This is a genomic window from Advenella sp. S44 (assembly GCF_002810445.1).
Classification (GTDB): domain Bacteria; phylum Pseudomonadota; class Gammaproteobacteria; order Burkholderiales; family Burkholderiaceae_B; genus Advenella.
Genome location: NZ_NEXS01000001.1, coordinates 74,350 through 101,123, shown reverse-complemented (window position 1 = coordinate 101,123; position 26,774 = coordinate 74,350). Strand labels below are relative to the sequence as shown.

General features: G+C 50.7%; 22 protein-coding genes. 11 read left to right on the top strand and 11 right to left on the bottom strand.

Features of this window, described 5'->3' with window-relative positions; translation table 11 throughout:
• Window positions 1-10 precede the first annotated feature (10 nt).
• A complete protein-coding gene (locus CAP48_RS00425) occupies window positions 11-1,642 on the top strand; it encodes an acyl-CoA synthetase (protein ID WP_242444277.1) in 1,632 nt (543 codons plus the stop codon).
• A gap of 27 nt (window positions 1,643-1,669) precedes the next feature.
• Here the strand turns inward: CAP48_RS00425 and uvrA are convergent, their stop codons facing one another.
• Complete coding sequence (gene uvrA / locus CAP48_RS00420) at window positions 1,670-4,525, bottom strand: excinuclease ABC subunit UvrA (RefSeq protein ID WP_100694068.1); 2,856 nt, start codon at window positions 4,523-4,525, stop codon at window positions 1,670-1,672.
• Between the two features lie 114 nt (window positions 4,526-4,639).
• Between uvrA and CAP48_RS00415 the strand changes: the two genes are divergently transcribed.
• Together CAP48_RS00415 and ssb are read left to right on the top strand one after the other, a co-directional pair.
• A complete protein-coding gene (locus tag CAP48_RS00415; protein WP_100694067.1) occupies window positions 4,640-5,857 on the top strand; it encodes an MFS transporter in 1,218 nt (405 codons plus the stop codon).
• Between the two features lie 91 nt (window positions 5,858-5,948).
• Window positions 5,949-6,455, top strand: a complete 507-nt coding sequence (gene ssb / locus CAP48_RS00410; RefSeq protein WP_100694066.1) for a single-stranded DNA-binding protein — start codon at window positions 5,949-5,951, stop codon at window positions 6,453-6,455.
• Window positions 6,456-6,692: 237 nt separating this feature from the next.
• Here the strand turns inward: ssb and CAP48_RS00405 are convergent, their stop codons facing one another.
• From CAP48_RS00405 to CAP48_RS00395, 3 genes are read right to left on the bottom strand one after another with little or no spacing between them, the layout of a single operon-like run.
• Window positions 6,693-7,379: a TetR/AcrR family transcriptional regulator gene (locus CAP48_RS00405; protein ID WP_100694065.1), complete on the bottom strand. Its 687-nt coding sequence runs from the start codon at window positions 7,377-7,379 to the stop codon at window positions 6,693-6,695.
• A 23-nt stretch (window positions 7,380-7,402) separates the two neighbouring features.
• Window positions 7,403-8,356 carry a tripartite tricarboxylate transporter substrate binding protein gene (locus CAP48_RS00400; RefSeq protein WP_100694064.1) on the bottom strand — a complete coding sequence of 318 codons (954 nt, stop codon included), beginning with the start codon at window positions 8,354-8,356 and terminating at the stop codon, window positions 7,403-7,405.
• Between the two features lie 20 nt (window positions 8,357-8,376).
• Window positions 8,377-9,516 carry a CaiB/BaiF CoA-transferase family protein gene (locus tag CAP48_RS00395; RefSeq protein ID WP_100694063.1) on the bottom strand — a complete coding sequence of 380 codons (1,140 nt, stop codon included), beginning with the start codon at window positions 9,514-9,516 and terminating at the stop codon, window positions 8,377-8,379.
• Window positions 9,517-9,610: 94 nt separating this feature from the next.
• On the opposite strand from CAP48_RS00395, the gene CAP48_RS00390 reads away from it, so the two are divergent.
• From CAP48_RS00390 to CAP48_RS00380, 3 genes are read left to right on the top strand one after another with little or no spacing between them, the layout of a single operon-like run.
• The gene (locus tag CAP48_RS00390; protein WP_369806308.1) at window positions 9,611-10,759 is read left to right on the top strand and encodes an acyl-CoA dehydrogenase family protein; all 1,149 of its coding nucleotides are present in this window, start codon (window positions 9,611-9,613) and stop codon (window positions 10,757-10,759) included.
• A complete protein-coding gene (locus CAP48_RS00385; RefSeq protein WP_100694062.1) occupies window positions 10,756-11,838 on the top strand; it encodes an acyl-CoA dehydrogenase family protein in 1,083 nt (360 codons plus the stop codon). Before CAP48_RS00390 ends, CAP48_RS00385 begins: the two co-directional genes overlap by 4 nt.
• Window positions 11,839-11,850: 12 nt before the next feature.
• Window positions 11,851-12,630 (top strand): enoyl-CoA hydratase/isomerase family protein, encoded by a 780-nt coding sequence (locus CAP48_RS00380; RefSeq protein ID WP_100694673.1) that lies wholly within the window; start codon window positions 11,851-11,853, stop codon window positions 12,628-12,630.
• Between the two features lie 440 nt (window positions 12,631-13,070).
• Here CAP48_RS00380 and CAP48_RS20580 read toward each other — a convergent pair whose 3' ends face one another.
• On the bottom strand, window positions 13,071-13,319 hold the full coding sequence (locus CAP48_RS20580; protein ID WP_369806317.1) for a hypothetical protein: 249 nt from the start codon (window positions 13,317-13,319) through the stop codon (window positions 13,071-13,073).
• A gap of 481 nt (window positions 13,320-13,800) precedes the next feature.
• Between CAP48_RS20580 and CAP48_RS00365 the strand changes: the two genes are divergently transcribed.
• The 5 genes from CAP48_RS00365 to CAP48_RS00345 all read left to right on the top strand — a co-directional run bounded on the left by CAP48_RS00365 (window position 13,801) and on the right by CAP48_RS00345 (window position 18,242).
• A complete protein-coding gene (locus CAP48_RS00365) occupies window positions 13,801-14,772 on the top strand; it encodes a tripartite tricarboxylate transporter substrate binding protein (protein ID WP_100694059.1) in 972 nt (323 codons plus the stop codon).
• Window positions 14,773-14,777: 5 nt separating this feature from the next.
• Window positions 14,778-15,710 carry a hypothetical protein gene (locus CAP48_RS00360; protein WP_100694058.1) on the top strand — a complete coding sequence of 311 codons (933 nt, stop codon included), beginning with the start codon at window positions 14,778-14,780 and terminating at the stop codon, window positions 15,708-15,710.
• The gene (locus tag CAP48_RS00355; RefSeq protein ID WP_100694057.1) at window positions 15,707-16,516 is read left to right on the top strand and encodes an HpcH/HpaI aldolase/citrate lyase family protein; all 810 of its coding nucleotides are present in this window, start codon (window positions 15,707-15,709) and stop codon (window positions 16,514-16,516) included. The genes CAP48_RS00360 and CAP48_RS00355 overlap by 4 nt, the downstream gene beginning before the upstream one ends.
• An 82-nt stretch (window positions 16,517-16,598) precedes the next feature.
• On the top strand, window positions 16,599-17,123 hold the full coding sequence (locus CAP48_RS00350; protein WP_100694056.1) for an Lrp/AsnC family transcriptional regulator: 525 nt from the start codon (window positions 16,599-16,601) through the stop codon (window positions 17,121-17,123).
• 63 nt (window positions 17,124-17,186) lie between these two features.
• Complete coding sequence (locus CAP48_RS00345) at window positions 17,187-18,242, top strand: alcohol dehydrogenase (RefSeq protein WP_100694055.1); 1,056 nt, start codon at window positions 17,187-17,189, stop codon at window positions 18,240-18,242.
• 688 nt (window positions 18,243-18,930) lie between these two features.
• Here the strand turns inward: CAP48_RS00345 and CAP48_RS00340 are convergent.
• From CAP48_RS00340 to CAP48_RS00310, 6 genes are all read right to left on the bottom strand, one after another.
• On the bottom strand, window positions 18,931-19,686 hold the full coding sequence (locus CAP48_RS00340) for a helix-turn-helix domain-containing protein (RefSeq protein WP_100694054.1): 756 nt from the start codon (window positions 19,684-19,686) through the stop codon (window positions 18,931-18,933).
• Window positions 19,687-20,088: 402 nt separating this feature from the next.
• Window positions 20,089-21,111 carry an amidohydrolase family protein gene (locus tag CAP48_RS00335; RefSeq protein ID WP_242444276.1) on the bottom strand — a complete coding sequence of 341 codons (1,023 nt, stop codon included), beginning with the start codon at window positions 21,109-21,111 and terminating at the stop codon, window positions 20,089-20,091.
• 140 nt (window positions 21,112-21,251) lie between these two features.
• Window positions 21,252-22,082: a tripartite tricarboxylate transporter substrate binding protein gene (locus CAP48_RS00330; protein ID WP_161495166.1), complete on the bottom strand. Its 831-nt coding sequence runs from the start codon at window positions 22,080-22,082 to the stop codon at window positions 21,252-21,254.
• A gap of 988 nt (window positions 22,083-23,070) precedes the next feature.
• Window positions 23,071-23,442 carry a carboxymuconolactone decarboxylase family protein gene (locus tag CAP48_RS00320; RefSeq protein ID WP_100694050.1) on the bottom strand — a complete coding sequence of 124 codons (372 nt, stop codon included), beginning with the start codon at window positions 23,440-23,442 and terminating at the stop codon, window positions 23,071-23,073.
• Between the two features lie 10 nt (window positions 23,443-23,452).
• Window positions 23,453-25,081, bottom strand: coding sequence for a GMC family oxidoreductase (locus CAP48_RS00315; protein ID WP_100694049.1), 1,629 nt, complete (start codon window positions 25,079-25,081; stop codon window positions 23,453-23,455).
• Window positions 25,082-26,773 (bottom strand): thiamine pyrophosphate-binding protein, encoded by a 1,692-nt coding sequence (locus CAP48_RS00310; RefSeq protein ID WP_100694048.1) that lies wholly within the window; start codon window positions 26,771-26,773, stop codon window positions 25,082-25,084.
• Window position 26,774 lies beyond the last annotated feature (1 nt).

The following is a 26,774-nucleotide window of genomic DNA, read 5'->3' as shown; positions in this document are numbered from 1 at the left end:
GAGACCCATCGTGCTAACACGCCATGCTACCTATGCCGAAACGGTTTCGGCCACTCACTGGAATGTGCCGCAACATTACAATATTGGTGTTGACGTATGTGATAAATGGGCCGATGGCACGGGTCGTCTGGCTATCATTCATGAAAAATCGCCGGCTGATATTCAGTATTACACCTTCGATCAGTTGAAAGCCTATTCCAACCAGTTTGCGCGTGTGCTGCAAAAGTCGGGCGCAGCACGCGGCGACCGGGTGGGTATCCTGCTCGCGCAGGGTATTGAAACCGCCATTGCGCATATTGCCTGCTACAAGCTGGGGCTTATTGCGATTCCCCTGTTTTCATTATTCGGCTCTGATGCGCTGGCCTATCGTCTTACCAATTCCGGGACGCGGGTGTTGGTAACCAATACCGAAGGTATCGCCAAACTGGCGACAATTTCAGATCCATTGCCGCAGTTAACGACGGTCATAGATATCGATGCCACGCGAAACGTAGCAGATACGCTGGCGTTCTGGACATCGCTGCAGCAAGAGCCAGACACGCTTGAGCCCGTGCGTACGCTTGCAGATGATCCTGCCGTTATCATTTACACCTCGGGCACCACTGGCAAGCCCAAAGGGGCCCTGCATGCACACCGGATTCTACTCGGGCATTTGCCTGGTGTTGAAATCTCGCATAACTTTTTTCCCGAGAATGCCAAAGTCATGTGGACACCCGCAGACTGGGCATGGATTGGCGGCCTGTTCGATGTGCTCATGCCGTCCCTGCATCATGGCATTCCCGTGCTCGCATGCCGATTCTCCAAATTTACAGCGGAAGCGGCCTTTGACATCATGTCGCGGCATCAGGTAACGCATACCTTTTTGCCGCCCACAGCGCTAAAAATGCTGCGCCGGCTGGAAAGCCCGCGCGAGCGCTGGCCGCTGGCACTCCGTTCCATTGCCAGTGGCGGTGAAAGCCTGGGGCTGGAGCTGATCGAATGGGGGCGGCGCAACCTGAACATTACTATCAATGAGTTCTACGGACAGACCGAATGCAATATGCTGGTGTCATCCTGCGCCGACTTGTTCGAACCCAAAATAGGCAGCATGGGCAAAGCCGCCCCGGGTCACGACGTACAAATAGTCAATGATCTTGGACAGCCGTTACCCGATGGTACCGAAGGCAATATCGGCGTCAAGTCTCCGGATCCGGTCATGTTTCTGGGCTACTGGAACAACCCCGAGGCCACCAGGGAAAAGTTCGCTGGCCAGTTCCTGGTTACGGGCGATGTGGGCGTTCGTGACGAAGAAGGTTTTTTCCGCTTCGTCGGCCGCAATGACGACGTGATCACCAGCGCAGGTTATCGCATCGGCCCAGGTCCCATCGAAGACTGCATACTAGGGCATCCGCAGGTCAGCATGGTCGCCGTGGTCGGTTTGCCCGACGAAGAGCGCACCGAAGCGGTCACCGCTTTTATCGTCCTGAACGAGAACGTGACGCCATCAGAGGCGCTGAAAAAGGAAATTCAGGAACATGTGAAAACGCGTGTGGCTGCGCATGAATATCCGCGCCGAATTTATTTTGTCAACGAGCTGCCCATGACCACAACCGGAAAAATCATCCGCAAGGAACTGCGCAACTACACTGGCGCAGCCAGCTAGCCGCAGGCAAGGCGACGGTCCCCGCCTCTACCTCTTTTCTCTTTCCAACAGAGGCCTCAGGTATCGTCCCGTATGGCTTTTCGGATTAGCGGCAATGTCTGCTGGCGTGCCGGTCGCCACGATTTGCCCGCCACCCTGGCCGCCTTCGGGGCCCATATCAATAATCCAGTCGGCGGTTTTGATCACATCCAGATTGTGCTCAATGACCACAACTGTGTTACCAGCATCAACCAACTGGTTAATGACCTTGAGCAATAGTGCGATGTCAGCAAAGTGAAGACCTGTTGTTGGCTCATCCAGAATGTACATGGTCTTGCCCGTGCTGCGCTTTGATAGCTCCAGCGAGAGCTTGATACGTTGCGCTTCGCCGCCCGAGAGCGTCGTGGCAGACTGGCCCAGCCGGATATAGCTCAGGCCCACATCCATCAGGGTCTGCAGTTTGCGATTGATGACCGGAACCGCGCTGAAATATTCCAGCGCCTGTTCTACCGTCAGGTCCAGCACGTCACTGATGGTGCGCCCCCGATAGCGTATCTCCAGGGTTTCGCGGTTATAGCGTTTGCCGTGACAGGTATCACAAGGGACATACATATCAGGCAGAAAATGCATTTCCACCTTGATGACGCCATCGCCCTGGCAGCTCTCGCAACGGCCACCCTTGACGTTGAAGGAAAACCGTCCCGGATCATAGCCACGCGTGCGCGCTTCCGGAGTACCGGCAAACAGTTCACGGATTGGCGTAAACAGACCCGTATACGTGGCAGGATTACTGCGTGGCGTTCGTCCGATGGGGCTCTGGTCCACATTGATAATCTTGTCAAAGTGATCCAGCCCTTCTACAGAAGTAAATGGCGCCGGCTCAGTCTGGGCGCGGTGCAATTCATGCGCCATCAGGGTAGCCAGCGTGTCGTTGATCAGCGTGGATTTGCCCGAACCCGACACCCCGGTGACGCACACCAGTTTGCCGGCCGGCACGTTCAGATCAACGTTCTTCAGGTTATTGCCGGAACAGCCGCGTATTTGCAGCCACGCCTGGTCCTGGTCCAGCTTGCGATGGTTAAGGGTCTTGATCCGCAGGCGTCCGCTCAGGTAGGCGCCTGTCAGCGACGCTTCATCGCTGGCAATCTGATCCGGCGTGCCGGAGGCAATAATCTGGCCGCCGTGCTCACCGGCGCCGGGGCCCATATCGACTACCCAGTCTGCCGAGCGGATCATGTCTTCATCATGCTCGACCACAATCACGCTATTGCCCAGGTCGCGCAAATGCGCCAGGGTCTGGATCAGGCGGTCATTGTCGCGCTGATGTAGACCGATAGACGGCTCATCCAGCACATACATCACGCCCGTCAGCCCAGATCCGATCTGGCTGGCCAACCGGATACGCTGCGCTTCGCCGCCGGAAATCGTATCGGCACTGCGATCGAGCGACAGGTAATTGAGGCCGACATTATTCAGGAACTCAAGCCGGGCGCGTATCTCGCGCACAATCCTGTCGGCAATTTCCTGCTTGGATCCGCTCAGGTTCAGGTTTTCAAACCAGTGCAGGCATTCGGACAGCGCCATGGCTTCGACTTCATAGATCGCCATGCCCACGCGCGAGCCACCACGCGACTCATTGCCAATCAGCACATGCCGGGCGTCTTCGCGCAAGCGCGAGCCGCCGCAGTCAGGGCACTCCTGCAGGCTGCGATACTTGCCCAGTTCTTCACGCACGGTATTGGAATCGGTTTCTTTCCAGCGCCGCTCCAGATTGGGAATAATGCCTTCGAACGGATGCTTCTTGACCGAGCCGCGTCCCTTGTCATTCAGGTACACAAATGAAATTTCTTCCGTGCCCGAGCCATACAGCACCGTCTTCTGGATTGCCGGTGGCAACTCTTCAAACGGCACATCCATATCGAATTCGTAATGCGCTGCCAGGCTCGTAAGCAGGGAATGGGTAAACGCGTTGCGCTTGTCCCATCCCTTAATGGCGCCGCTGGACAGGCTCAGGGTTGGAAACGCCACCACCCGCTTGGGATCGAAGAACCAGGTATGGCCCAGTCCGTCACAGGTCGGGCATGCGCCCACCGGATTGTTAAAGCTGAACAGGCGCGGCTCCAGCTCAGCCAGGGCGTGATTGCATATCGGACAGGCGTAGCGGATGGAAAACGGCTGCTCGTGTCCCTGATCCATATCCAGCACCAGCACCCGGCCGTCTGCCAGCTTGAGCGCGGTTTCTATACTTTCGGCCAGCCGCTGCTTGCTTTCCTCACGCACGCGCAGGCGGTCAATGACCACGTCAATGGAGTGCTTTTCGTTTTTATTGAGAACGGGCGGCGGCTCCAGCTCGGTCATCTGGCCGTCGATGCGCACCCGCACGAACCCCTGCGCCTGCAATTGAGCAAAATCGTCTTCGTAGCTGCCCTTGCGTTCGCGGGCGATGGGCGCCAGGATCGCGATGCGCGTATCGGCAGTCATGGCCAGGATATGGTCCACCATATGGGCAACCGATTGCGCCTGCAGAGGTTCGCCGTGTACCGGACAGTAGGGCGTGCCCACGCGGGCGTACAGCAGTCGCAAATAATCGTGAATCTCGGTAATGGTGCCCACGGTGGAGCGCGGGTTATGCCCCGCCGCTTTCTGTTCGATGGAAATGGCCGGCGACAGGCCTTCGATCAGGTCTACGTCCGGCTTGTCCATCAGTTGCAGGAACTGTCTGGCATAGGCCGACAGGCTTTCCACATAGCGTCGCTGCCCTTCGGCGTACAATGTGTCAAAGGCAAGCGAAGACTTGCCTGAACCGGATAAACCGGTCAGGACGACCAGTTTATGGCGGGGAAGGTCGAGCGACACATTTTTTAAATTATGCGTACGGGCACCGCGAATGCGGATGGCATCCATGAAATTATCTTTTCCTGTTGAACGAACTGGGTTTTTCTCGGACTAATCCATTACTATAACGCAGGTGTCAACACCAGTTATCCCTTCCTTTCACTTTGTCTCTTTATTTGCTGAATGAACTCTGCTGCGTCAATTCAACCCGCTGAAGCAGGTGCCGCCAAACCGGCCAAACTCAAACTTACCCCCACTGAACGCCGTGCCAGCACGACGCTTGCGTTGCTTTTTGCGGTTCGCATGCTGGGCCTGTTCCTGTTGACCCCGGTTTTTGCTGATGCGGCCAAAACCCTGACCGGTGGCGGCAATGCGGCCCTGGTAGGGGCGGCCATTGGTGCTTATGGCCTGACTCAGGCAATTTTGCAGATCCCGCTGGGCATGGCGTCCGACCGGTTCGGACGCCGCCCGGTGATTATCGCCGGAATGGTGCTGTTTATCATCGGCGGCATCGTCTGCGCGCTCAGCGATTCGGTTACCGGCGTGGTCATTGGCCGATCCATCCAGGGGCTGGGCGCCATTTCCGCGGCCATTACCGCCTGGGTGGCCGACGCGACGCGCCCCGAAGTACGCACCCGCGCCATGGCCATGGTGGGCGGCTCCATCGGCATTTCTTTTGCACTGGCGCTGGTGCTCTCGCCCCTGCTTGTTGAATATGGTGGCCTGTCGGGCCTGTTCTGGGTCATTTCGCTGCTGGGCTTTATCAGTCTGCTGCTGGCCACTTTTATTGTGCCGGTCGCGCCCTTGCAGACGCCCGCTATCCAGTCGCGCCCGCGCGATGTTCTTAAAAACGGCGACTTGTTGCGCCTCAATTTCGGTGTATTCTGCCTGCACTGCATCCTCATGTCCCTGTTCGTGGTGGCGCCGCCCTTGCTGATCGGACTGGGCGGATTCACCACCGGTACGCTGTGGAAGGTTTACCTGCCGGTGATTCTGGCGTCTTTTGTGGCCATGGTGCCTGTGGTTTTCTACACGGAAACGCGGCACGTGCACAAGCAAAGCCTGGAGTGGAGCGTGGCCGGCCTGGCCATTGTCATGGCCATCATGGCTTTTGCCACCCATTCATTCGCGGCCATTGTGGTGCTCTTCGTGGGCTATTTCGTGGCGTTCAATATTCTGGAAGCCTTGCAGCCGTCACTGGTATCGCGCGTCGCCCCGGCAGAGCACAAGGGACTGGCCCTGGGGTTCTATAATATGTCGCAGGCACTGGGCGTAGCGGCAGGGGGCGCGGCAGGCGGTCTGCTGGCCCGCTACACGGGTGTACCCGCCGTTTTCCTCATGGGCGCGGCACTGGCCGCTGTCTGGTTCTTTACCGCCAGAAGCTTCAAATCTCCTACGTAAAGCCCGCGGTGGCTATAATGACCCAATTGTGCAAGCCGGTAAGGGCAGTTAACATACTGTCCTGATTACCACCTACAGTCAGGATTTAACCATGGCATCAGTCAATAAAGTCATACTCGTCGGCAATCTGGGACGCGACCCCGAAGTGCGCTACTCTCCAGACGGCGCCGCCATCTGTAACGTATCCATTGCCACGACATCAACCTGGAAAGACAAGAATTCGGGCGAGCGCCGTGAAGAAACCGAATGGCACCGCGTGGTGTTCTACAACCGCCTGGCCGAAATCGTCGGTGAATACCTTAAGAAGGGCCGCTCGATCTATGTCGAAGGTCGCCTGAAAACGCGCAAGTGGCAGGACAAGGACACCGGCGCAGACCGTTATTCAACGGAAATCGTGGCAGACCAGATGCAAATGCTGGGGGGCCGTGAAAGTACAGGTACAGGCGGCATGGACGACGGCGGCTTCGGCGGCGATGATTCTTACTCATCCTCGCAACGCCAGGCGCCCCAGCAGCGCAGCCAGGCACCGCAACAGCAACGCCCCGCGCAAAAGCCTGCCGCCAATATCATGGATATGGACGACGATATTCCGTTCTAGAGAGTCCTTTTTAAAAACTGGAATAATGTTGTTTTCTGATAAGTTGTAAACGATAAGTTTTTATATCACGATTTAGATAACTCACTGAGTTATCTAAATCGTTGTTAAATCAAGGTCTTTCCAGTTTGTAAATATTGGAGAGGCCTTTTCGTTTGTGGCACTTGATTCTGGAGGTCGGTTCAACGCCGCTGCGCTCAATCATATGGGAGAAGTATGAAAGCAGAAAAATATTTTTGCTTAGCGTTGGGTGCGCTTTTTTTCCGGAGGGCGTCTGATGCTTTTTAAATAAAACATAACTTGATCATGCAGTCCATGCAGATCAATATTTTCATCATTAATTCTAAGCAGCGTTGCTCCGCGAAATACAGAGAGTAAAAATGTTGCAACTTCGGCACTATTACAGTCTGCTTTGAGATCTTTCATCGCAACTGCACTATCAATGTTTTTACTGATATATGAGAGAACTATACGATTGTATTGCGCCATATAATCGGAGACATTATTGTCGAGCAGGTGAGCTTCAGTAGTCAGCATGATTAGGGCTCTGGCCGGAAGCCAATCTTTTTCATCACGCAATAAATAGGCATCCGCGAGTAGTTCCAGCCGGCGAATACCGAGCTTCGGTGCTCTATCATCGCGAGAGAAGACCGAAAAATTTTCGGCAATAAATTGCGCAAGCGACTTGAGAAGATTGGACTTGTTTCCAAATTTGTGCGCTGGCAAACCTCTACTAAAACCCGCTCTCTCTCCAATTTCTGCCAAAGTGACGGCGTAGGCGCCTTTTTCGGCGACCAGTTCCATTGCTGCCATTAATATTTTCTGTTCTGACAGCTCTCGCCTTTCAGCCTGCGTGCGCCGATTAGAGGCGGACTGATTTTGACTGGCGGCGGTATTATCAATGCGCAGGCTATCTTTTGTTGTCATAAGGGAGTGATTAATGTTAAAGGCTAATGATCAGCCGATTCTACAATTTTCTTAAACCTTTCGTATTCAAGCCTTTGAAAATTACCTAATTCGTCCAGGGAAAGCGCTAGTGGCTTACCGGCACGCTGTTGAGCGAACTTTTTCCCTTCTGGAGAGTTTTGGACCTCTGTAATTGCCTGGGCTAGCTCGGCTTTGATCGGTGCGGGGGTACCGTGCTTTACAGAGAATGCTGACCATACATAAGATTCCATACCGTCAAACCCCAATTCCTTCATTGTGGGGATGTCGGGCATTTTCGGTTCTCGGGCGCTGGCCGTGATTGCCAGCGCTCGGATTTTCCCCGCGGATAGCAGAGGCAGAATACCAGTTTGGTCATTCAGTCCAAAATCAAGTCGGCCCCCTATGAGATCCGTCACCATCTGTGAGCCTCCTTTATAAGGTACATTTGTCACCTTGGTATCTGTTTCCTGTTCGATCCATTTTCCGACAAGCTTGTATCCATCTGAATACGTTCCCACCAGTAATGGGTTACTGTTTTCTCTATAGGTTGCAACCAAGTCACTTATGCTCTTATAAGGTGAGTCAGCCGAAACGATGATTGCGGGACTTGAAATCATTAATCCATGTAATGGCTCGAGATCCTTGAACGGATCATACGAAATATCCTTGACAGTTAACGGATTAACAGCGATGAGCGAGTTGCTTCCAAGTAGTATAGTATTGCCATCTGCCGGTTCGTTTAGTACGGTTTGAACCGCAATCACGCCGCTGGCTCCCGGTTTGTTTTCTACAATCACGGTTCTGTGCAGGCGTTTGCTTATGAGGTCTGCGTAGAATCTTGATCCATCATCAGATCCACTTCCAGCGGTAAAGGGCACAATGATTCTGATTGGTTTGTTATCCTGAGCATACGCCAACGGTAGGGCGAGGGAAATAATTGCTCCAGCCATGACGGAAAGTATTCTTCGGGGTTGCATGTCTTCTCCTTTAGTAAGTGTTATTGATTCAGATAGTCATCGTTATGTTCGCCAAGCGTTGGCGCGCCTCCCTGGATACCTAAAGGCGTCTTCTCAAACAACGACGTAGGTCTTATGCACAGAATTTCGCCCTCTTTTTTGTGATTGAATTTCTCAAATAAATTCACACTTTTTATGTGAGGATGTTCGGTGATGTTATGGATAGAATAAAACTGGGTTGCAGGGATATCCAGTTGTCTACAGATGTGAACGAGTTCTTCTGTGGAATAATTGACGGTTAACGACTGCAAATCACTGTAGAGTTCTGAAATGCGTTTATTGCGTTCATGGCGATCGTTCAATTCGTATTTTTCAAGCAAATCGTCCCGCCCGCAATACGAAAAAAAAGCTTTCCAGTGGGAGGCCGTGTATGGCAGCATAGCGGCATATCCGTTGGAAGTCGGTACAGGCTTTCTCCCGTTTTTCAAGAGTCTCTTGTAGCCGGCCTCTCCCAGCGGAGGGATAAAGGTGTCGCCGCCAAGATGTTCTGTCATGCTAAATGCAACTAGGGTTTCAAACATCGGTACTTCAATATACTGCCCTTCGCCGGTTTTGAGTTGGTGGATAATGCCAGCCAGAACTGCGTTCGCTGTATATACACCAGCAATCTTGTCCGCCAGAAGCATCGGTGCATATTCAGGTATCCCCCTTTCATGGCCGGATAGACTCGCTAAACCACACCCTGCCTGGATAATGTCATCAAAGGCAGGCTGTCCGTTGAAATCACCATGATCGCCATAGCCCGTCGCTGCGCAGTACACCAATTTCGGATTTGCCTCTTTTATCGTATCGTAATCAAGTCCAAGTCGTTTGATTGCCGTAGTTCGCATGTTATGTACGAGTACATCTGCCGTCTTGATCAGTTCTAGAAGTTGCTCTTTTTCTTTTAGGTCTTTCAGATTTAGAGAAACGGACTTTTTGTTTCTGTTAATTGCCAAGAAAATAGAACTCATCCCTTTGGATTTGACTACGCCATTTGCACGCATGAGATCTCCTTCTGGACTTTCAATTTTTATGACTTCTGCGCCAAAATCTGCAAGTGTCTGTGTCGCGACTGGCCCCAGCACTACGGCAGTAAGATCGATCACCCTGATACCATCCAACGGGCCTACATTTTTCATTAACTAGCTCCAAATTTATATTGACCTGTAGGGACTCAGTATATATACTTGTTTATTAACAAGCAAGTATATATTTAAAAATGAGGGAAGGAAATTGGCGATAAAAGATATACATATTTCACCAGGGAAATTGCCTCCGGAATGCGAGGCGTTGCGGCAGGAAGTACGTGAGTTTTTGGCAAAGGAACTTGCTGATTATCCTGCGGTGAATCGTATGCGCAGCTGGCAGGGGCGCGATAAAGCATTCTCAAAAAAACTGGGAGCGGCTGGCTGGCTGGGTATGACGTGGCCCAAGAAATACGGCGGCCATGAGAAATCGTTGCTTGAGCGATACGTCGTACTGGAAGAGTTGCTGGCTGCTGGAGCGCCTGTTGGTGCCCATTGGGTTGCCGATCGCCAGAGCGGACCCTTGCTAATCCGTCATTCTCCGGATGAGCTAGCCCCAAAAATCGCTCCTTTGATCGCTAAGGGAGAAGCTTATTTTTGCATTGGAATGAGCGAGCCGGATTCCGGCTCGGATTTGGCATCAATTCGCACTAAAGCGACGCGGGTCGACGGTGGCTGGCTCATTAACGGGCGCAAAGTATGGACCTCAGGAGCCAACCATGCAACACATATGATCGCTTTGGTTAGGACACGTCCAAAGGATGATACTAATAGACATGTGGGTATGTCGCAGTTTCTGGTACAAATGAATAACCCGGACGTATCGCTCAGACCGATTACTACACAGTTGGGCATGGCCGACTTTTTTGAAATCACTTTTGACGATGCCTTTGTCCCGGATGAGAATCTCATTGGAATAGAGGGTGAGGGATGGCAACAGGTTATCGGTGAGTTGAAATTCGAAAGGTCCGGTCCGGAGCGTTTTCTCAGTAGTCACCAATTGATGCTGGAAATGATTGCGGCCGCAGATACGACAAATCGTGATCAAACGAATGCAATCGGAAGACTGGTCGTACAGTACTTTGCATTGAGGAACATGTCACAAGGCATTGCCGTAATGATGTCCAGAAATGAAGACCCTGCCATGGCAGCGTCTTTGTTAAAGGATCAGGGAGCATTGCTCGAACAGTCCATGCCAGAAATAGCATACAGCCATTTTTACGACGACTCGGACATGGACAGCGATTTTTATAACGTCATGTCCTACCTGACCGTAGCCGCGCCCAGTTTTTCACTGCGGGGCGGAACGCGAGAAATTTTGCGAGGCATCATTGCGAAAGGAGTGGGACTGAAATGAGCTACGAGATGATACAGGACAGTGCAAGGCACTTGTTTTCTAAGGAAGTGAACAGAGCACTGATAGAAAAGGTGGAGTCAGGCGTTTTTCCTGAACAGCTATGGAACACCATCGAAAATAGTGGTTTTCATCGGATTATGTGCCGCGAGGCCGATGGTGGGATGCAGGAGTCTTGGGAGGTTGCGTTTCCGATTCTTCACGCAATAGGGTATCACCAGGCTCCCGTTCCTCTCGCAGAAACCATAATTGCTGCCTTCGTCCTTTCAATGGCTGAAGTAGACATTCCCGAAGGTCCAATGACATTTGTGACTGAAGGTAAAACTGTCGGCTTGCAGGTACAACACTCAGAAAATGCGATTCATATCAGCGGCACCGTTAGCAAGGTGCCCTGGGCCCGCTGCTGCCGTCATATTATTCTGCCTTCGCCGCAAAACAACCAGATGCTGCTTGTACCGCTTGGCCAGGATACAGTAAGCATTGGTCAACAATGCGATAAGGCCAAAATGCCACTGGATACAGTGACATTTAATAATACCAAAGCTGCTCTTGCCATCAAGTGGGATTATGAGTCCAGTGGTGAGTCGTTGATGCAGTTGGGGGCATTGTGCAAAAGCATTATGATTGTGGGTGCCTTGGATTTTGCATTTGAGCTGTCAGTCACTTACGCAAGCGAGAGAAGGCAATTCGGTAAAGTTATCGGTAAGAACCAGGCTATTCAGCAACAACTTGCATTAATGGCAGGTAATTTGTCAAGCGCGAGAATCGCATCTTTACTTGCGGCTCAAGACGCTATTTTTTCGGGTTGCTCAAAGTCAGCTACCTTTGCTTTCACATCAGCCGCAGCCAAGCTACGGGCCAGCGAAGCCGTTTCCGTTTGTGCCGGGATCGCACACCAAGTGCACGGAGCGATTGGGTTTACCTACGAATATAAATTAAATTTCGCGACTCGACGTGCCTGGTCCTGGAGGGAGCAGTATGGGACTGATTCATATTGGGCAAATCGGATAGGAAAAGCAACGATTGCCGCAGGGAAAGACGATTTCTGGAAGCAGCTAATTGCCAAGACCTTATTGGACTAGATGGAGAGTAACATGAGTAATATCGATAAATACCCCGACCTGATATGTAACGTCAAAGACTACATCGCCGTGGTAGAAATTGATCGCGCCCCGCACAACTTCTTTGACTTAAGTCTGATAACTCAAATTGCAAATATATACAACCAGCTTGAGGCGATGGAAAAATGCCGTGTCATCATTCTGGCATCCAAAGGAAAGTCATTTTGCGCGGGTGCCGACTTTAACAACGCAGGTCGGAAAAACGCCAAGAAAGAGTCAGGAACCAATCCTATTTATGCTGAAGCGCTTCGCTTATTTGCTTGCTCAAAGCCAAGTATTGTCGTCGTGCAAGGCGCAGCCATCGGTGGAGGTTTAGGACTCGCATTGACGGCCGATTTCCGAATTGGGTGTCCAGAAAGTCGATTTTCAGCAAATTTTTCCCGGCTTGGCTTCCACCCGGGATTCGCATTGTCGTACACCTTGCCCACGCTAATAGGGCATCAAAAAGCCAGTGAACTATTTTTCACAGGTAGAAGAATCAACGGAACAGAAGCCTTTGAATACGGACTTCTGGATCGCCTCGTTAAGAGCGATGATTTAATGGATAATGCAAAATCCCTTGCAACAGAGATCGCTTTGTCCTCTCCAACGGCTGTCGTATCCATAAGAAAAACTTTACGTAAAGGCCTGACTGAAAAACTTGAGGCTGCCGTCATCAAGGAAAGCCAGGAGCAGTTTGTTCAAATGCAAAGTGATGATTTCAAAGAGGGTGTTGCTGCAATGACGGAACGGCGTCATCCCAGCTTTAAGTGATCTATAGGTGTAGTTATAAATTGTGTTTAGGGTTCCTTGCCTGAAAAATAGCGGAGCGCCAATCCATTCATTTAAGTCTAACGGATCTATTGGCAGAAACGAAAACATCTCGCATCAGTGGATGGCTGAAAAATACCATTTATTCTTCAGATACCTATTTCAATTGGGGTTGCAGGTATTTTGTCAATGTCTTGACGGTTGCCGGTGCCATACGCGATCTGATCGTTGACATGATATACAGTGTGGCGTCGATGCCACTGATCCGGTATTGAGCAAGATCAACTGCAAGTTTTCGTCAGAACATCATGTGCGCTAACGTAGCTTCATCGGGACGAGCGGGCACGCGCTTCAAGTTATTTCCTACCGATGTGATCTTTCTATACTCTGTCAGAATTAGTGCTAGACGGTTTACACAGCTTTATTTACGAGCTCGGTGAGCATCATCCTGCCCAAAACCCCTGAGTAACTTCTGGATTAGACTGAAAGGGGCTTGCAAGCTCTGTGCTGTGTCTCATGGCGCTTACCTTGGGTTGAATATATCGGGTGCGAATCCGCAATACGTGAATTGGTACGATTGGTCCTGAAGTGGAGGGCAGTGCTCGGATAAGCTCTCGTGTTTGCAGATGAACACTGATCAGCCTGAGGGGAAGTAGGGCCAGTCCGGCACCGCTTCGAGCTGCATCGAGCATCATCCCTAAGTTCGAATCGACCACCCACGTCATAGGCTCTTACCGAGCCTTGGCCGTCACGTAGCATCCAATGTAATCCATATGAGTGGGAATTGAGTGCGTGAAGCTTGCCATGTACTCTATTCAGGATGGCATTATCCTCTTTGCTCAGAACGCAAGATGCCGCGACTTTCTTATCAATAAAGAATAATAAAGGCACATGAGTCGTGCTCAGGTCGTCAAAACTCGCGGCAACTGAGGGAGATCTCATACCCATCCGCTGTATTTTTATGCCATATAAGAGCGCGTAACGAACTGCATACTTGCAATCCCCCAGACGTGATGAATACCAATTCTTATTAAAAAATGTGCATTTGATTAAAAAATATGATTTAATATAATCAATCGAATAATAATATATGACATAACTATTCAATTGAGTTTCTTTGATAAAAAATATACCGGTCTTTGTTGTTTTTGAGAGTGTTTTGAGGAGAAAGTGATGAAGCGGCGACAATTTATACAAATAATGAGTGGCGCACTGGGAGGATCTCTGCTGCATCCAAATCAATCTTGGGCAAACACCGATTATCCAAATAAGCCAATCAACTTGGTCGCTTCCTTTGCGGGTATGACTGATGGCATGGGCCACGTGCTGGCCGAGGCCATAGAAACTCAGACGAAGCATCATGTAGTGGTATCAGTCAAGCCTGGTGCGAGTGGAATCGTAGCGACTGAGTTTGTCCGAAAGTCTAAGCCGGACGGGTATACCTTACTTCATACAACAAACACTACACATGCCGCTAATCAGTCACTTTTCAAATCATTGCCATATGACTTTGTCAATGACTTCGTGCCTGTTTCGGGAGTTGTGGAAGGCGCATTGATATTTGTGGTTAACTCATCTTCCTCTTTTAAGTCTATTGATCAGGTAACTGACTCCGCTCGCCAGAATCCAGGAAAATTATCTTTCGGCTGGGGCGCCTCAACTGTATTGGCCGCGGTAGAGCTATACAGTCAGATGGTCGGAATCAATTTGTTGCGCGTTTCCTACAAGACTAATGCACAGGCCACCATTGACTTGGTAGGTGGAAGACTAGATTTGATGGCGCTCGATATTCTCTCTGCAGCTCCATATATCGCGTCTGGTCGATTGCGAGCACTTGCCGTGACCGGCACAGAACGCATGCAAAGCTTTCCAAATGTGCCGACGATGCGTGAAGCCGGTTTGCCGAATTATTCAATGACCTTTTGGCAAGGAATTTATGCGCCGCGTGGTACACCTATGTCTGTTGTTCAACGCGCAGCGGCATTGATACAAGACGCAATTAAAAGCAGCCGCGCTTCCGAATTTATTTCTACTGCCAATGTGCAGCCTTTTCCACTCGATTCCGAACAATTGATGGTATTTCAGCAAGAGGAAGCCAAGAAATGGCATTCTATTGTGACTGCCGCTGGAATCCAGCCAGAGTAAACGACATGTACGATATTGATGATCCGCGCGCTACGCTTCCCACTGCCACCGAGGCTAGTTCTGTATCGAATCAGAATGAAGGCCCTTGGGGGCTTTTCTCTTGTATCCATTTTAAGCAATCGGAACCATTCGAAAGCGATGAACTAAGCAAACGGTGGTACGCAAGAGGAAATAATTTTGTGCTGTGTTACGCAGAGATGGAGCAAGGCGCGATCTTCCAGCGGGATATGCATCCGGACGAGTACGTGGTAATAGCGGTCGATCGCGATGCCGGTTTTTGCATCGACTGCAGCAGTGGTTGCGAAGACGTGCCGGGTTTCTCTATTGCCTTTGTGCCCCGGGGTGACAGTACGATGACCGCTACTGGGACGGGTCGCTTTATTTTTCTTTTTACGAGTGCATCTATCGATCTCGCCTCCAAGGCAATCAACTCGGAAACCTATAAGACGCCAAACTCCAGGGTGGCTCCATTCAAGCCTTGGCCCCAGCCTCATAGCCCGGCCAAGCTCCATTGGTACAACATGGATGTCGCCGATGAGCCAGGCAGATTTGGAAGAATCTGGCGTTGTTCGAGCTTCATGGTTAATTTGATTGTGGAGAGCGGGCCTCGAAATATAGAGAAAGTTTCCCCTCATCACCACGACGATTTCGAGCAAGCATCGCTACTTCTTGAGGGGACTATGACCCATCATATGCGCTGGCCTTGGACGAGTAATATGCGTCATTGGCTTCCTGATCAGCATTTAGATTGTGAGAGCCCGTCTTTGAATGTAATACCACCGCCGGCCATCCATACGTCCAATGCCACTTCGAGTAACGGAACTTTGCTTTTTGATATTTTCTGCCCTCCTCGAGTTGATTTCTCGCTTAAACCGGGATGGGTATTGAATGCGAACGACTACCCGATGCCCCAAAAAACAGAAAAGGCCGATATATGAGCATGCCCAATATACACAGCGCGGCGGAGGTTTTTCGGAATCGTGTGCTACGGCGCGAACCGGTTTATGGAACGTTCATAAAAACGCCTACATCTCATGCTACGGAGATACTGGGCGCGTTGGGTTTCGACTTTGTGGTCATCGATGCGGAACATGCGCCCTTCGGTCGTGCACAGATAGATCAATGCATTCTTGCTGCACGCGCCGCCGGCATCGCACCAATAGTCAGGGTCGCTTGTGCCCGATCTGAATTGATACTGGCGGCATTAGATGATGGAGCGTTCGGCGTGATGGTTCCACATATAACAGATGCAAAATGCGCCCACCAAGTTGTAGCGGCGTCGCGTTACGCCGGTCAGCGAGGCTTTTCTAATTCCCCTAGGTCGGGCGAGTACGGTCAGAGAAGTACCTGGGAGCATATTGAGCGTGCCGATCGTGAGGCACTCGTTATAGGAATGATTGAAGATCCAGAGGCGGTTGACAATATTGATGAAATTGCCAGTGTTGATGGGCTCGATTGTGTATTTGTAGGTCGAGGTGACTTGACCGCGGCATATAGAGATTGTGAGATAAACGCTCCTCGTGTACGAACGGCAGCCGAACGCGTTCTGGCAGCGGTGAACTCAGTGAAAAAACCAGCTTTCCTGCTCGCGGCCAATGCCCTCGATGCGCAGCACCATGCTGAGATGGGCGTAACGGGATTTTTAATCTCGTCAGATCAAGGTTTCTTGAAGGCCGCTGCAGGAACTGGACTTAATGATTGCAAACAGGCGATGAGGGGAATTTTTGATAGCGGGAAGAGTTAGTGAGTATGCTGGTACGAGTTCTATCTTAGCGATAGTCACCGGTTATGGCAAAATGTCAGTTATTTGAGATAAGGGAATTGACATGAGCAAACAGCCTAACCAGGAGGGATATGCAGAGGCGTATCCGCTTGACAATACCGATAAGCAAATTCTCTCGATTCTTGGTAAGGATGCTCGACTTTCGGTGCGTGCAATTGCAAGGGAGATGAACATATCGGCGGGCCAGGTGAATGAGAGGATTAAGAAGTTAGAGAAATGCGGAATAATTAGAGGTTATCGGGTTGAAGTTAATCCTGAGCTTGCGGGATTTGGAATTGGAGCATTTGTTACGATGCAAATCGATATTCAGCAGCCTGTCGATGAGGTTATGCGAGCGGCGATGGCAATACCAGAAATTGAAGTGGCGCATTGGACAACTGGATTGGAGCAACTGCTACTTACATTGCGGGTTAGGGACTACAAAAGTTTGCACGAACTAATGCTAGGCAAACTCAGACAAATTCCTGGGAACATATCAATGAAGCTGGCGGTTAGCATGGCCCATCAGCGACGTGTTGGTGGACAATTTGCATTCACTTGGCAGGACTGGACTTCTTGGGAACAATGAACAAGCAATTTACCAACTCGCTATGAATTCTAATGAATAAAATTTTAACCCACGGAGATAAATATGCGAGCTTACGTTGTGCAATGTTTCTGCAAACCGATCAATCTGTGTGATTATACAGATCCCGTACCGAGCGGCACCGAGGTTGTCATAAATGTTCAGCGCTGCGGTGTTTGCCATACTGATTTGCATTTACAGGATGGATATTATGACGTGGGAGGTGGGAAACGCCTTAATCTTGTGGATCGTGGCATTAAGCCGCCACTCGTCCTGGGACACGAGATAGTGGGCCGTCTCTCTGCAAAAGGGCCGGATGCGCCGATTTCGGACGTCGAAATCGGCAAATCGTTTTTGGTGTTCCCATGGCTAGGTTGTGGACATTGTGACGACTGTAACAGCGGACACGAGAATCTTTGTGCCAAACCAAATTCAATAGGCGTGGCACGGCCAGGAGGGTATGCTGAACAGTGCGTTATTCCGCATCCGAAATACTTGGTCGATATTGATGGAATTGATCCTTCGCTGGCCGCCACGTATGCTTGTTCTGGCTTGACAGCATTCAGCGCACTTAGAAAGGTGCAAATAGACAAAGAGAAAGATCTTTTGTTATTGTTTGGCCTCGGCGGTGTCGGCATGGCTGGCTTGCAATTGGCTATGACGATGGGCTTTAAGCGTATCGCTGTAGCGGACATCGACGATGCTAAGCGCCAATATGCACTTGATGCGGGCGCTATGTTGGCGCTGGACCCCCGAGACGACTCGGCTACGAACCAACTACTATTAACTGCTGGAGGCGTCGCTGCTTCAGTGGATTTTGTAGGGACCACCACCACCTCCCAATTGGCTGTCGCCTCCCTACGAAAGGGGGGGACGGCCGTGATAGTAGGCCTTTTTGGCGGGGACATTACATTGCAATTGCCCCCGCTTGTACAACGCTCTATCACCTTGAGGGGGTCTTATGTAGGTACCTTACAAGAACTGAAGGATTTGATCAATCTGATCAAATCGGGCACGGTCCGCCCACTTCCTGTAGAGGAGGTAGCCTTTGAACACTTGAACGCAACCTTAGAGCGCCTGCGAGAGGGGAACGTACAGGGTAGGGCGGTCCTCAGAGTCTGAATATTTCACACATAACGGCGATCCTTACTTATACCGATTCGATCTCGTGTTTGCTTGCCCAATCATCAAAGTGCTGCAGCACACACTGCCTTCGAGGCTATCACCCGAGCGTCGCCCACCGCTATTGATAAGCCACGGCGGTGCTTCAGCACCATATGATCGAGCGTTCATGCACCTGCGGAGAATATTTGTTTCGTTTCTTCATAGCTCCATTCTTTCATGCGTTGAAGCCCTATCAATCATTAGCCCGTTGACAACCGCTGTTAAAATTCCAACTATTGGATTTTCGAAATGCTGTTCAAAAATTCTCTCAAGACACCCGTCCAGCGATCGCTTAAATCTAGGTAGTGCTAAGCTAAACAGTTCATAAGATAATATTGCCTCTGCCCGATGATTAGTCAATCTTATGTAAATCGGCTCGCTTAGTCTTATATGAACCTTCATCTATTAAAGAAAAGTTGTGACTTTATGCCGAGAATTGCTCTCGCTTTTTTTCACTTAGCCTTTTTATTAGTGCTCTTAATAATTGGTCAATATCTTGCAGTTGGGAGACCAGTCGAGCCGAAATGATTTTATGGATTAAGTAATGTGTCACGGTATGACGGGGCGATTACAACACTAAACAGAAACAACTTTAGAGAATGGCGCCCAAATTTGACCATGAAAAGGGGTGCTCCCTTGGTTGGGGTTAATCCACACCGGGTACGGTTTTGACTGCCTTTTCGATTTGTTTTGCAGTATTTATCAGAATCGGAAGATGCCTTTCAATGGTTTCATTCGTCATGGCATTCCCAAAGGTGGTCATCGACAAAACGGCGAAAGCGCTTGCATCGGCCTGGACCGGCACTGCAAGCGTGGAACTGTCGCTCATAGCGTTAGCAAACCGCAAAGCGTAACCTGCTTGTATCACCTGGCGAAGATCGCAACGTATGAATCTCAAAGCATCTGTATCGTAAATCTTTGACACAATGTGATCAAATATAGCCTCTCTTTCAATGTCGCTACAGAACGCAAGATAAACTCTCCCCATCGCAGTATTCGTAAGCCCAAGCCGATACCCCAATGTCGTCGACGAAATTGCCAAAGGACTGTAGGGCATGGAGGAAAACCGTACTACGATAGCATCGCGATCCAAAAAGCCCAAAGCCAATGGCCATTTGATCTCGCGTGTCACTTTGAGTAAGATCGGCTTTGCCAAGTCAACAATGCGCGAATCCTCAGTGTAACCATCACTTAGTTCTTTAACTTTGGAAGTTAATCGATAGATACTGGCACCTTCTTCCCAAATTACATAACCTTCCTGCACAAGGGTCGCTAGCAGCCTGAAAATTGTCGATTTTGGCAGCGCCGTGTGATAGTGTAATTCATGGAGCGTGCTAACATTTTTGATGTTCATGGCACGAAGCACGCTCAACACTCGAGCAACAGAACGAATTTTATCCATAACTATAGTTATAATCTATTGATGCCGGATGAGGTCATCATCAATTATAATTCAACATATGGATGGGGTAGATAATTAACGACACCTTTCAGGGTGCCGGGCATGCCGTTCATCGCCCTATCGAGATGCCACTAGCTTGGATAAGACTCTATTAGTCCAATTGATTTGGGTGGGACGAACGCGGCCTAGCCTCCCCGTCGCAAGCAACTACGAAGCTCTGGACACATCCGAACGAAGTAATACTGCCTTCTTCGGTGAAGGTCGGTTTCGAATCAAAAAAATATTAAGCAGTCGGCCGGTTTGAATCGCTCAATTGGCTTGAATATTCTTTCTTTTGCAGCACAAAGGTTGGTTGATCGAAGTCACATGAGATATATGTCTCGCCGTTTCCTCTTTGATTGTTCAAAGTTTGAAGAGACGGCGCGCATTACCTTCAAAAATTAGATTGCGATCAATGTCGCTGAGCCATGACATGGCTTCGAACTGTGGTTTGAGATCATCCATCTGTCTATTGGTGATGGGGTCAATAACACCTCCAACCCCGGGACATTCCGCGGCAAAAAGACACCGTTCCACACCGACTGTTTTCACCAGTAGCTCAAGAGCATCGGATGTATACAAAACGGTATCAAAATGCAGCAAACGAAGGCGTTCACGAAAAGACTGACCGTGTTTCCGTTGGGATGCAGCTTCAAACCGACCAAGTTGATAGGGTATTGCTCCACCACCATGGGATAAAACGATCTTTAATTGCGGAAAATTCTCAAAAACATCGGAATCCAACAAACCCAAAACGGCGATTGTTTCTTCATTGATCATGTGTTCACTGTAGCCACAGCGGCACGATCGCGAGGTGCTGGAGTGAATGTGGGCGGGTATGTCCAGATTGCACAGCAACTCGTACAGCGGATACCAATAGCGGTCACCTAAAGGTGGCGCCTCTCCGCTTCCGGAGTTTTCGTAGGGATCGGGATTCAAAAGACATCCAACGAATCCCAGCTCCTCTACGCATCGACGAAGTTCTGGGAGAGATTGCTCTATCGGCTGTCCGGCCGACTGAGGTAATGCGGCCACTCCTCGGAAGCGCGAGGGGTACATTTGACATTGACGATAGATTATATTGTGCACTTCTTCCAAAAACCAGTGGATGATTTTCTCTGGTTTTTCGCTGTGCATCAGATGTGTTGGTCTCGGCGATATCAGCTGCATATCGGTTCCGTGATTATCAAGCAACTCTATCAAACCTTTCGTTCCCCAGTCGGGGGCATGTAATGCCTCGCAAATTTCATCGTCGGAAATGCGCAATTTGCCTCGACCGTCAGCCCCTCGATTGGCTAGCAGCAATGCGCGATATGCCCAAATTTTCTGTGGGGCAACTACATGTCCATGGCAATCAATAACCATCGTCCATCCTTTTTCAATCAATTTCTGTCCAGAAACGTTGCAAACCCTTAAGCCAATGTTGACAAAAATAAATGACAGTTACCTTGTCGTTTATCTGTTTGGAAGTTCGGTGTCGGGTTGTTTCGAGTTAAGTGCGGCGATCCCAATCAAACGCCCATAAGCTAGCCAGGGAGCTCGAAGCCATTGTCGGCAAGCGTTTGCCACATTGCAATGTCATCGTCCAAGACTTTGCGTGCTTCCGCCGGTGAACTCCCAATGGCTAACATCCCTGCTCTCTTAGCAATGGTCATATACTCGGGACTCTTGGCTGCATCAGCAAGCGTCGCGGCAATGGCCTCTATGATTTCCTGAGAAGTGCCAGCAGGGGCCAACAGCTGGGTCCACAGTTCTGCTGTCATGTCTGGAAAGCCTTGTTCACGCATAGTTGGCACCTCAAGCAGCTCCGACCACCTGTCCTCCGAGGTAACGGCTAAGGCATTTACCTTTCCTGTACGGATCATCTCGAGAGCGGTGACGGAATCGAATACAAGCTGTACTTCCCCTGCGAACAGGGCAAGATAGCTTCGGCCGCTATCTGGGTAGGGAATATGGGTCAAATCTAGGTTATTGCTCCGAGCAAAACGCTCTCCAAACAAATGCCCCGTAGAGCCCACACCGCTAGAGGCATAGTTAAGCTTTCCCGGGTTATTTTTCGCATAATCAATAAGCTCTGCTATATTAGAAAATGGGGTTTTCGTCGATGCCATTAATATGCAGGGCCCCTTACCCAAAAGAGATATGGGAACAAGATCTTTTTGGATATTGAAGTTCAGCTTCTTATTGAATACGGCATGGATTGCCAACACACTTGTATGCTCAAGAATTGTGTATCCGTCCGGTTTCGCGTGAGCTACACGATGTGCGCCTATCATACCTGCAGCGCCAGCTCGATTATCGACAACAAACGCTCCTCCTAATGCGCTTTGAAGGTTCGAGGCAGCCAAGCGCCCCATTGCATCGGATACTCCTCCGGGACCGTACGGCACCACAATGGTTACTGGACGGGTTGGATATTTCGCGGCTATGGTTGGCTTAGGAAGCCCTGAGAGAGCTCCTGAGACAATCAGGCCTGCGCCTGCTCGCAACATGTGCCTTCGCGATATCATGGATCGTCTCCTTGAGTTTACTGCGGTATATTTTTTATCTGAAATTGTCCGTCGCTTGGTTTTTCGACAGGATCAGCAATGCATGCTATACATGCACTTACGTCTGTTCAATAGGAAATCGTTCTGTTTTCGCCTGGCGGAAACCATCTTCATAGGGCGCACATATGAGATTGGATACTGAGGATCGGAAACTTCAGGCGACGATATCAGGGTCTGTTGAGGTATAGGAAAATATCGCGCGGGCAGACGAAACTAGTCCCACCCGCCATACAGAATTAGCTTCAGAAACAGCCGCTTTCCGGCGTTGGTGACACCGACCTGGGTGCGAGAAGCCCTACGGTTGACGCGTCGCGCTCCGCCTTCACTGGCTACTGACTCGCATCCATCGGGCTGCGCTTGCGCATTTAGTCGATGATCTGTTAGGGTCGCAGTCGACGCCACACACTCAAGAACAATATTGGTGTGATTCTGTCCATATGCAATTGGCCCATCGGTGACGTTGCCTCGATGCCTTTGCCAACACGTAAGGAGGCTGCGTGCGCGCGGATTGCTCGGAAAAGTTTCTCGCAAACGTCTTTTTGCGCAAGCAAACGAGTCGGCGCGATACAGAACTACTATTCTAATTGCGCAAGTGCGTGATCGGTTTAACATTCGATCTGTCCAAAAAGCCTTCAATGACGACCAGTTGCTTGTAGGCTTTCGTAAATGTCCTTACTCCAGCCTGCATGAATCCTTGACCATCTGTCTGGTGATCAAACATGTATTTGGCAATAACACAATTTGACGAGGAGCCATACGTGCTTAAGCGGCTGTCTACCGCTTCGGGATCTGGGCATCAGCCTTGCTTTGTAATCTCTTCCATCAGAATCGGAATCGCCAGATTGCATGAATGAATTCCCATTACCGTGGTCAGCTGAATCACTTCCAGGATCTCTGCACGTGTAGCTCCGTGCTTGAACGCATTCTGCATGTGGCGGCGTACCCCCGGGCCGTACAGATGGGTCGTGGCAGCATTGATGGCGATCATGACCAGTTCCTTGTATTTCTGTGGAAGAGGTCCATTTTTATGAGGAATACTTCGGAACGCTAAATAAGCCTCCATAAATTGCGGATCCAGTTCCCTCAATTGATCCCACAGGGGATTCCAGTCACCTTTCGCAATATGCTCTTCGCACTGTGGCGTTGGAATAGCCTGATTAGTAACCATATTTATTTCCTTAATATTTATCGGCGTCGTTCAGGATGAACTCAGCTGCCCTTTCTCCGATCATCATTGCAGGAGCATTGGTATTTGAAGATGCGATGGTAGGCATGATCGATATATCTGCAACACGCAGACCGGTCAGGCCATGAACCCGCAACTTTGAATCCACGACAGATGCACCAGATCTGCCCATGCTGCATGAACCCACGGTGTGCCAGGCAGTCTGTCCCGATTCTTTTATATAGTCCAGTAGGGCTTCGTCCGACATTGCCTCCATACCGGGTCGCTCTTCGGTTACGATCACTTTTCGCATTGCCTCCTGCGCCGCAACGCGACGGATCAGCCGCAGCAAATTAACCGCAGTCCTGCGATCTTCTTCGTGTTCAAGATAATTGGGTTGGATACGCGGCGCTGCCAAAGGGTCGGCGGAACTGCAGTGAATCGAGCCTCGAGACTTGGGGTAGAGCATGAATCCGCCCAGAGAAAATCCGGAGTATGGGTCGATGCCGCCTACGCCAGACCTTGAGTACCGATCCTTGCCACTGATGTGATAAATACGCATCATAACGTCCGGTCGAGTGCATTCCGGTACGGTACGGGTAATCGCATGAGCCGTTGACGAGGTACTTGCCAGCAAGCCTTTACGTTGTGTCATGTATTTCCAGCCGGCCCTGAGTTTATGCAAGGGGCTGTGCATCACATCATTGATCGTCTCGGGCACAGAGGTGCGAAATGTACACCTGACCTGCAAGTGGTCGCTGACATTTTCGCCGACGGCAGGAAGATGATGCGTTACTGGAATGCCGAGTTCACCTAGCAAAGCTGAATTTCCAATACCTGACAGTTCCAGTAACTGAGGCGACTGGATGGCACCGGCACTCAGTATGGTTTCTTTTGCGGCATGGGCGATTTGTATTTGCCCTTGCCAATCATACTCAACTCCCACGCATCGCCCTTGTTCTATCAGTACCTTTCTGACCAGCGCGCGGGTGCGCACGCTCAGATTCTTGCGCGATCTGGCCGGTTTCAGATACCCTTGCGCGGTACTCCAACGTCGGCCATTACTGGCACTTTGCTCCAGATAGCGCACGCCTTCGTAATTCTCGGCATTGTAGTCGTCTGTGCACTCAATGCCAGCCTGTATGCATGCTGCTATATATGCATCTGACAATGTATCGGGTTCGCGTTTGGCCCTGTCGGTAATCTTGATAGGGCCGTGGTTACCCCGCAAAGGGTGGTCGCTATAAGGGTTGCTTTCGATCTTTGCAAAATACGGCAGCAGTGCCTGGTAATTCCAACCGTCGACGCCGAGCGATTGCCAACTATCGAACTCTTTCGGGTCTCCCCACACATAGGCCATGCCATTCAAACAGCTCGAACCACCTAGGACCTTCCCACGAGGAGAATAAATCTGCTTTCCGTCCATGTGCTGCTGCGGCTCGGTTCTGAATGGCCAGACATATTTTTCATTCGTCAGTAACTTGCCTACGCCCAGAGGGATGTGAATCCATATGTTGTTGTCTTCTCCACCACCCTCCAGCAGTAAAACATTGAATTTTCCATTGTCGCTGAGTCGATTGGCCAGCACGCAGCCGGCAGAGCCGGCCCCAACAACAATGTAATCAAACGATTCCGTATCCATTTATTTGCCAGCCCTGTTTTTGAACGAATCCTTGCGGAAACTGAACAGTGCGGCTGGGTCGACGCGCACATCTACCACTGCCGGGCGGCCGCACTCAATAGCGGCGGTGACGACTTCTGCCAGCTCGGCAGCATGAGTTACCTTGAAACCTTTGGCTCCCCACAGTTCTGCAAGCTTGTCAAACGGCGGGTTTGTCACATCGGCACCAATATAACGCCGTCCGAAAAAATCGCGCTGATACGCTTTTTCGGCCCCCCAGCATCCGTTATTCATAACAATACAAACAGTATTGATGCCGTTCTCAACCGCGGTTCCGAGTTCGCTGCATGCCATGCCAAAACCACCGTCGCCCATCAGGCTGATTACCGTGCGATCAGGTTGTCCGATTTTTGCCCCAAGGCCGCAAGCATAGGAGAAACCCACCAGTCCAAAGTCCAGCGGTGTGAACAAAGACGGCGTCTGCATGTAACGCAGTTGATCGGTAGCCTGAAGACAAAGGGTGCCCGCATCCATGGTATAAATGGCATCGTCCGGGGCGACGTCGCGCAACGTTTTGAACAGGAAGCCCGGCTGGATGGGATCCGTACCAGTAGCATTTTCCTCGTCGCGAATTTTTAGCAGTGCTTCACGTCGTTCGGCAAAGGCCTCTGTCCAGCGATGAGTTTCCGCGCCCGCCTTATGGTCAACCAATTCGCTGATTAATCCTTCCGATATGCAACCGGCGTTTCCTTGAATGCCGATAGCGATAGGGCAAAACCGTCCGATGGCCGTCGCTTCAGTATCTGTCTGGATGATTTTTGCAGCCGGGTTCAGACTTCCACGTAAATAGAACGTGGTGTTAAAGCCCAATCGGGTACCTAGCGCAAGGATAACATCAGCCTGTTTGGCCAGATCGGAAGCGACTGCGTTGCCACGCGGGCCGACCTGACCGGCATATAACGGATGTGAATAGGGAAAGGCATCACCATGCCCGGGCGACATGGCAACCGGGACGTTGAGCAGCTCCGCCAGTCGAATAACTTCAGCCTGGTGCCGGCCGTTTTTTACGCCTCCGCCTATAATGATCAAGGGACGCTGTGCGTTGCGCAGTAGGTCCGCTGCCGCCGCGATCGTTTGAGGTGACCCAGTGGAAGAGTCGGTGATATATGCCGCGCCCGCCTCTGCATAGTTTTCTTCAGGCAGCGATTCGGCCAGCAGGTCCCGGGGCAGGTTAAGCAGTACCGGGCCTTGCCTTGGCGATAGCGCTGCACGAAAGCATTCACCAATCATCTCGGGGATACGCGCAGTCTGGGTCAGTGTGATCGTTTTCTTAGTAATGGGTTTGAAAAGGGATTGCTGATCTACTTCCTGGAACGCATCACGATAAACATGGCCGGTAGAAAGGGAACCGGCAAGCGCAATCACCGGCGAGTAAGCCGCGTGGGCCTGAGCCAGTCCGGTAACCAAATTTGTCGCGCCCGGTCCATTCTGACCAGCCAGAAACACGCCTGCCTTGCCCGTTGCCCTGGCGTAACCGTCTGCCATGTGCACGCCCGTTCGTTCATCGCGTACACCGATGAAACGTATATCCGGCGCATCGTAAAGGGCATCGAAAATCTCCATGCCCGCAGAACCAATGAGGCCAAAGACAACGTCCGATCTCTGAGTCTGCAATGCTTTGACAACGGCCTGCCCGCCTGTAAGTTCATTCATT

Excerpts from the sequence above, each read along its gene's own strand:
- ssb (WP_100694066.1), top strand. The coding sequence starts at position 5,949 with ATGGCATCAGTCAATAAAGTCATACTCGTCGGCAATCTGGGACGCGAC.
- CAP48_RS00385 (WP_100694062.1), top strand. The coding sequence starts at position 10,756 with ATGAGCTACGAGATGATACAGGACAGTGCAAGGCACTTGTTTTCTAAG.
- CAP48_RS00415 (WP_100694067.1), top strand. The coding sequence starts at position 4,640 with ATGAACTCTGCTGCGTCAATTCAACCCGCTGAAGCAGGTGCCGCCAAA.
- CAP48_RS00380 (WP_100694673.1), top strand. The coding sequence starts at position 11,851 with ATGAGTAATATCGATAAATACCCCGACCTGATATGTAACGTCAAAGAC.
- CAP48_RS00315 (WP_100694049.1), bottom strand. The coding sequence starts at position 25,081 with ATGGATACGGAATCGTTTGATTACATTGTTGTTGGGGCCGGCTCTGCC.
- CAP48_RS00355 (WP_100694057.1), top strand. The coding sequence starts at position 15,707 with ATGAGCATGCCCAATATACACAGCGCGGCGGAGGTTTTTCGGAATCGT.
- CAP48_RS20580 (WP_369806317.1), bottom strand. The coding sequence starts at position 13,319 with ATGCTCGATGCAGCTCGAAGCGGTGCCGGACTGGCCCTACTTCCCCTC.
- CAP48_RS00310 (WP_100694048.1), bottom strand. The coding sequence starts at position 26,773 with ATGAATGAACTTACAGGCGGGCAGGCCGTTGTCAAAGCATTGCAGACT.
- CAP48_RS00340 (WP_100694054.1), bottom strand. The coding sequence starts at position 19,686 with ATGGATAAAATTCGTTCTGTTGCTCGAGTGTTGAGCGTGCTTCGTGCC.
- CAP48_RS00365 (WP_100694059.1), top strand. The coding sequence starts at position 13,801 with ATGAAGCGGCGACAATTTATACAAATAATGAGTGGCGCACTGGGAGGA.
- CAP48_RS00320 (WP_100694050.1), bottom strand. The coding sequence starts at position 23,442 with ATGGTTACTAATCAGGCTATTCCAACGCCACAGTGCGAAGAGCATATT.
- CAP48_RS00330 (WP_161495166.1), bottom strand. The coding sequence starts at position 22,082 with ATGGGGCGCTTGGCTGCCTCGAACCTTCAAAGCGCATTAGGAGGAGCG.
- CAP48_RS00360 (WP_100694058.1), top strand. The coding sequence starts at position 14,778 with ATGTACGATATTGATGATCCGCGCGCTACGCTTCCCACTGCCACCGAG.
- CAP48_RS00350 (WP_100694056.1), top strand. The coding sequence starts at position 16,599 with ATGAGCAAACAGCCTAACCAGGAGGGATATGCAGAGGCGTATCCGCTT.
- CAP48_RS00395 (WP_100694063.1), bottom strand. The coding sequence starts at position 9,516 with ATGAAAAATGTAGGCCCGTTGGATGGTATCAGGGTGATCGATCTTACT.
- CAP48_RS00345 (WP_100694055.1), top strand. The coding sequence starts at position 17,187 with ATGCGAGCTTACGTTGTGCAATGTTTCTGCAAACCGATCAATCTGTGT.
- CAP48_RS00400 (WP_100694064.1), bottom strand. The coding sequence starts at position 8,356 with ATGCAACCCCGAAGAATACTTTCCGTCATGGCTGGAGCAATTATTTCC.
- CAP48_RS00405 (WP_100694065.1), bottom strand. The coding sequence starts at position 7,379 with ATGACAACAAAAGATAGCCTGCGCATTGATAATACCGCCGCCAGTCAA.
- uvrA (WP_100694068.1), bottom strand. The coding sequence starts at position 4,525 with ATGGATGCCATCCGCATTCGCGGTGCCCGTACGCATAATTTAAAAAAT.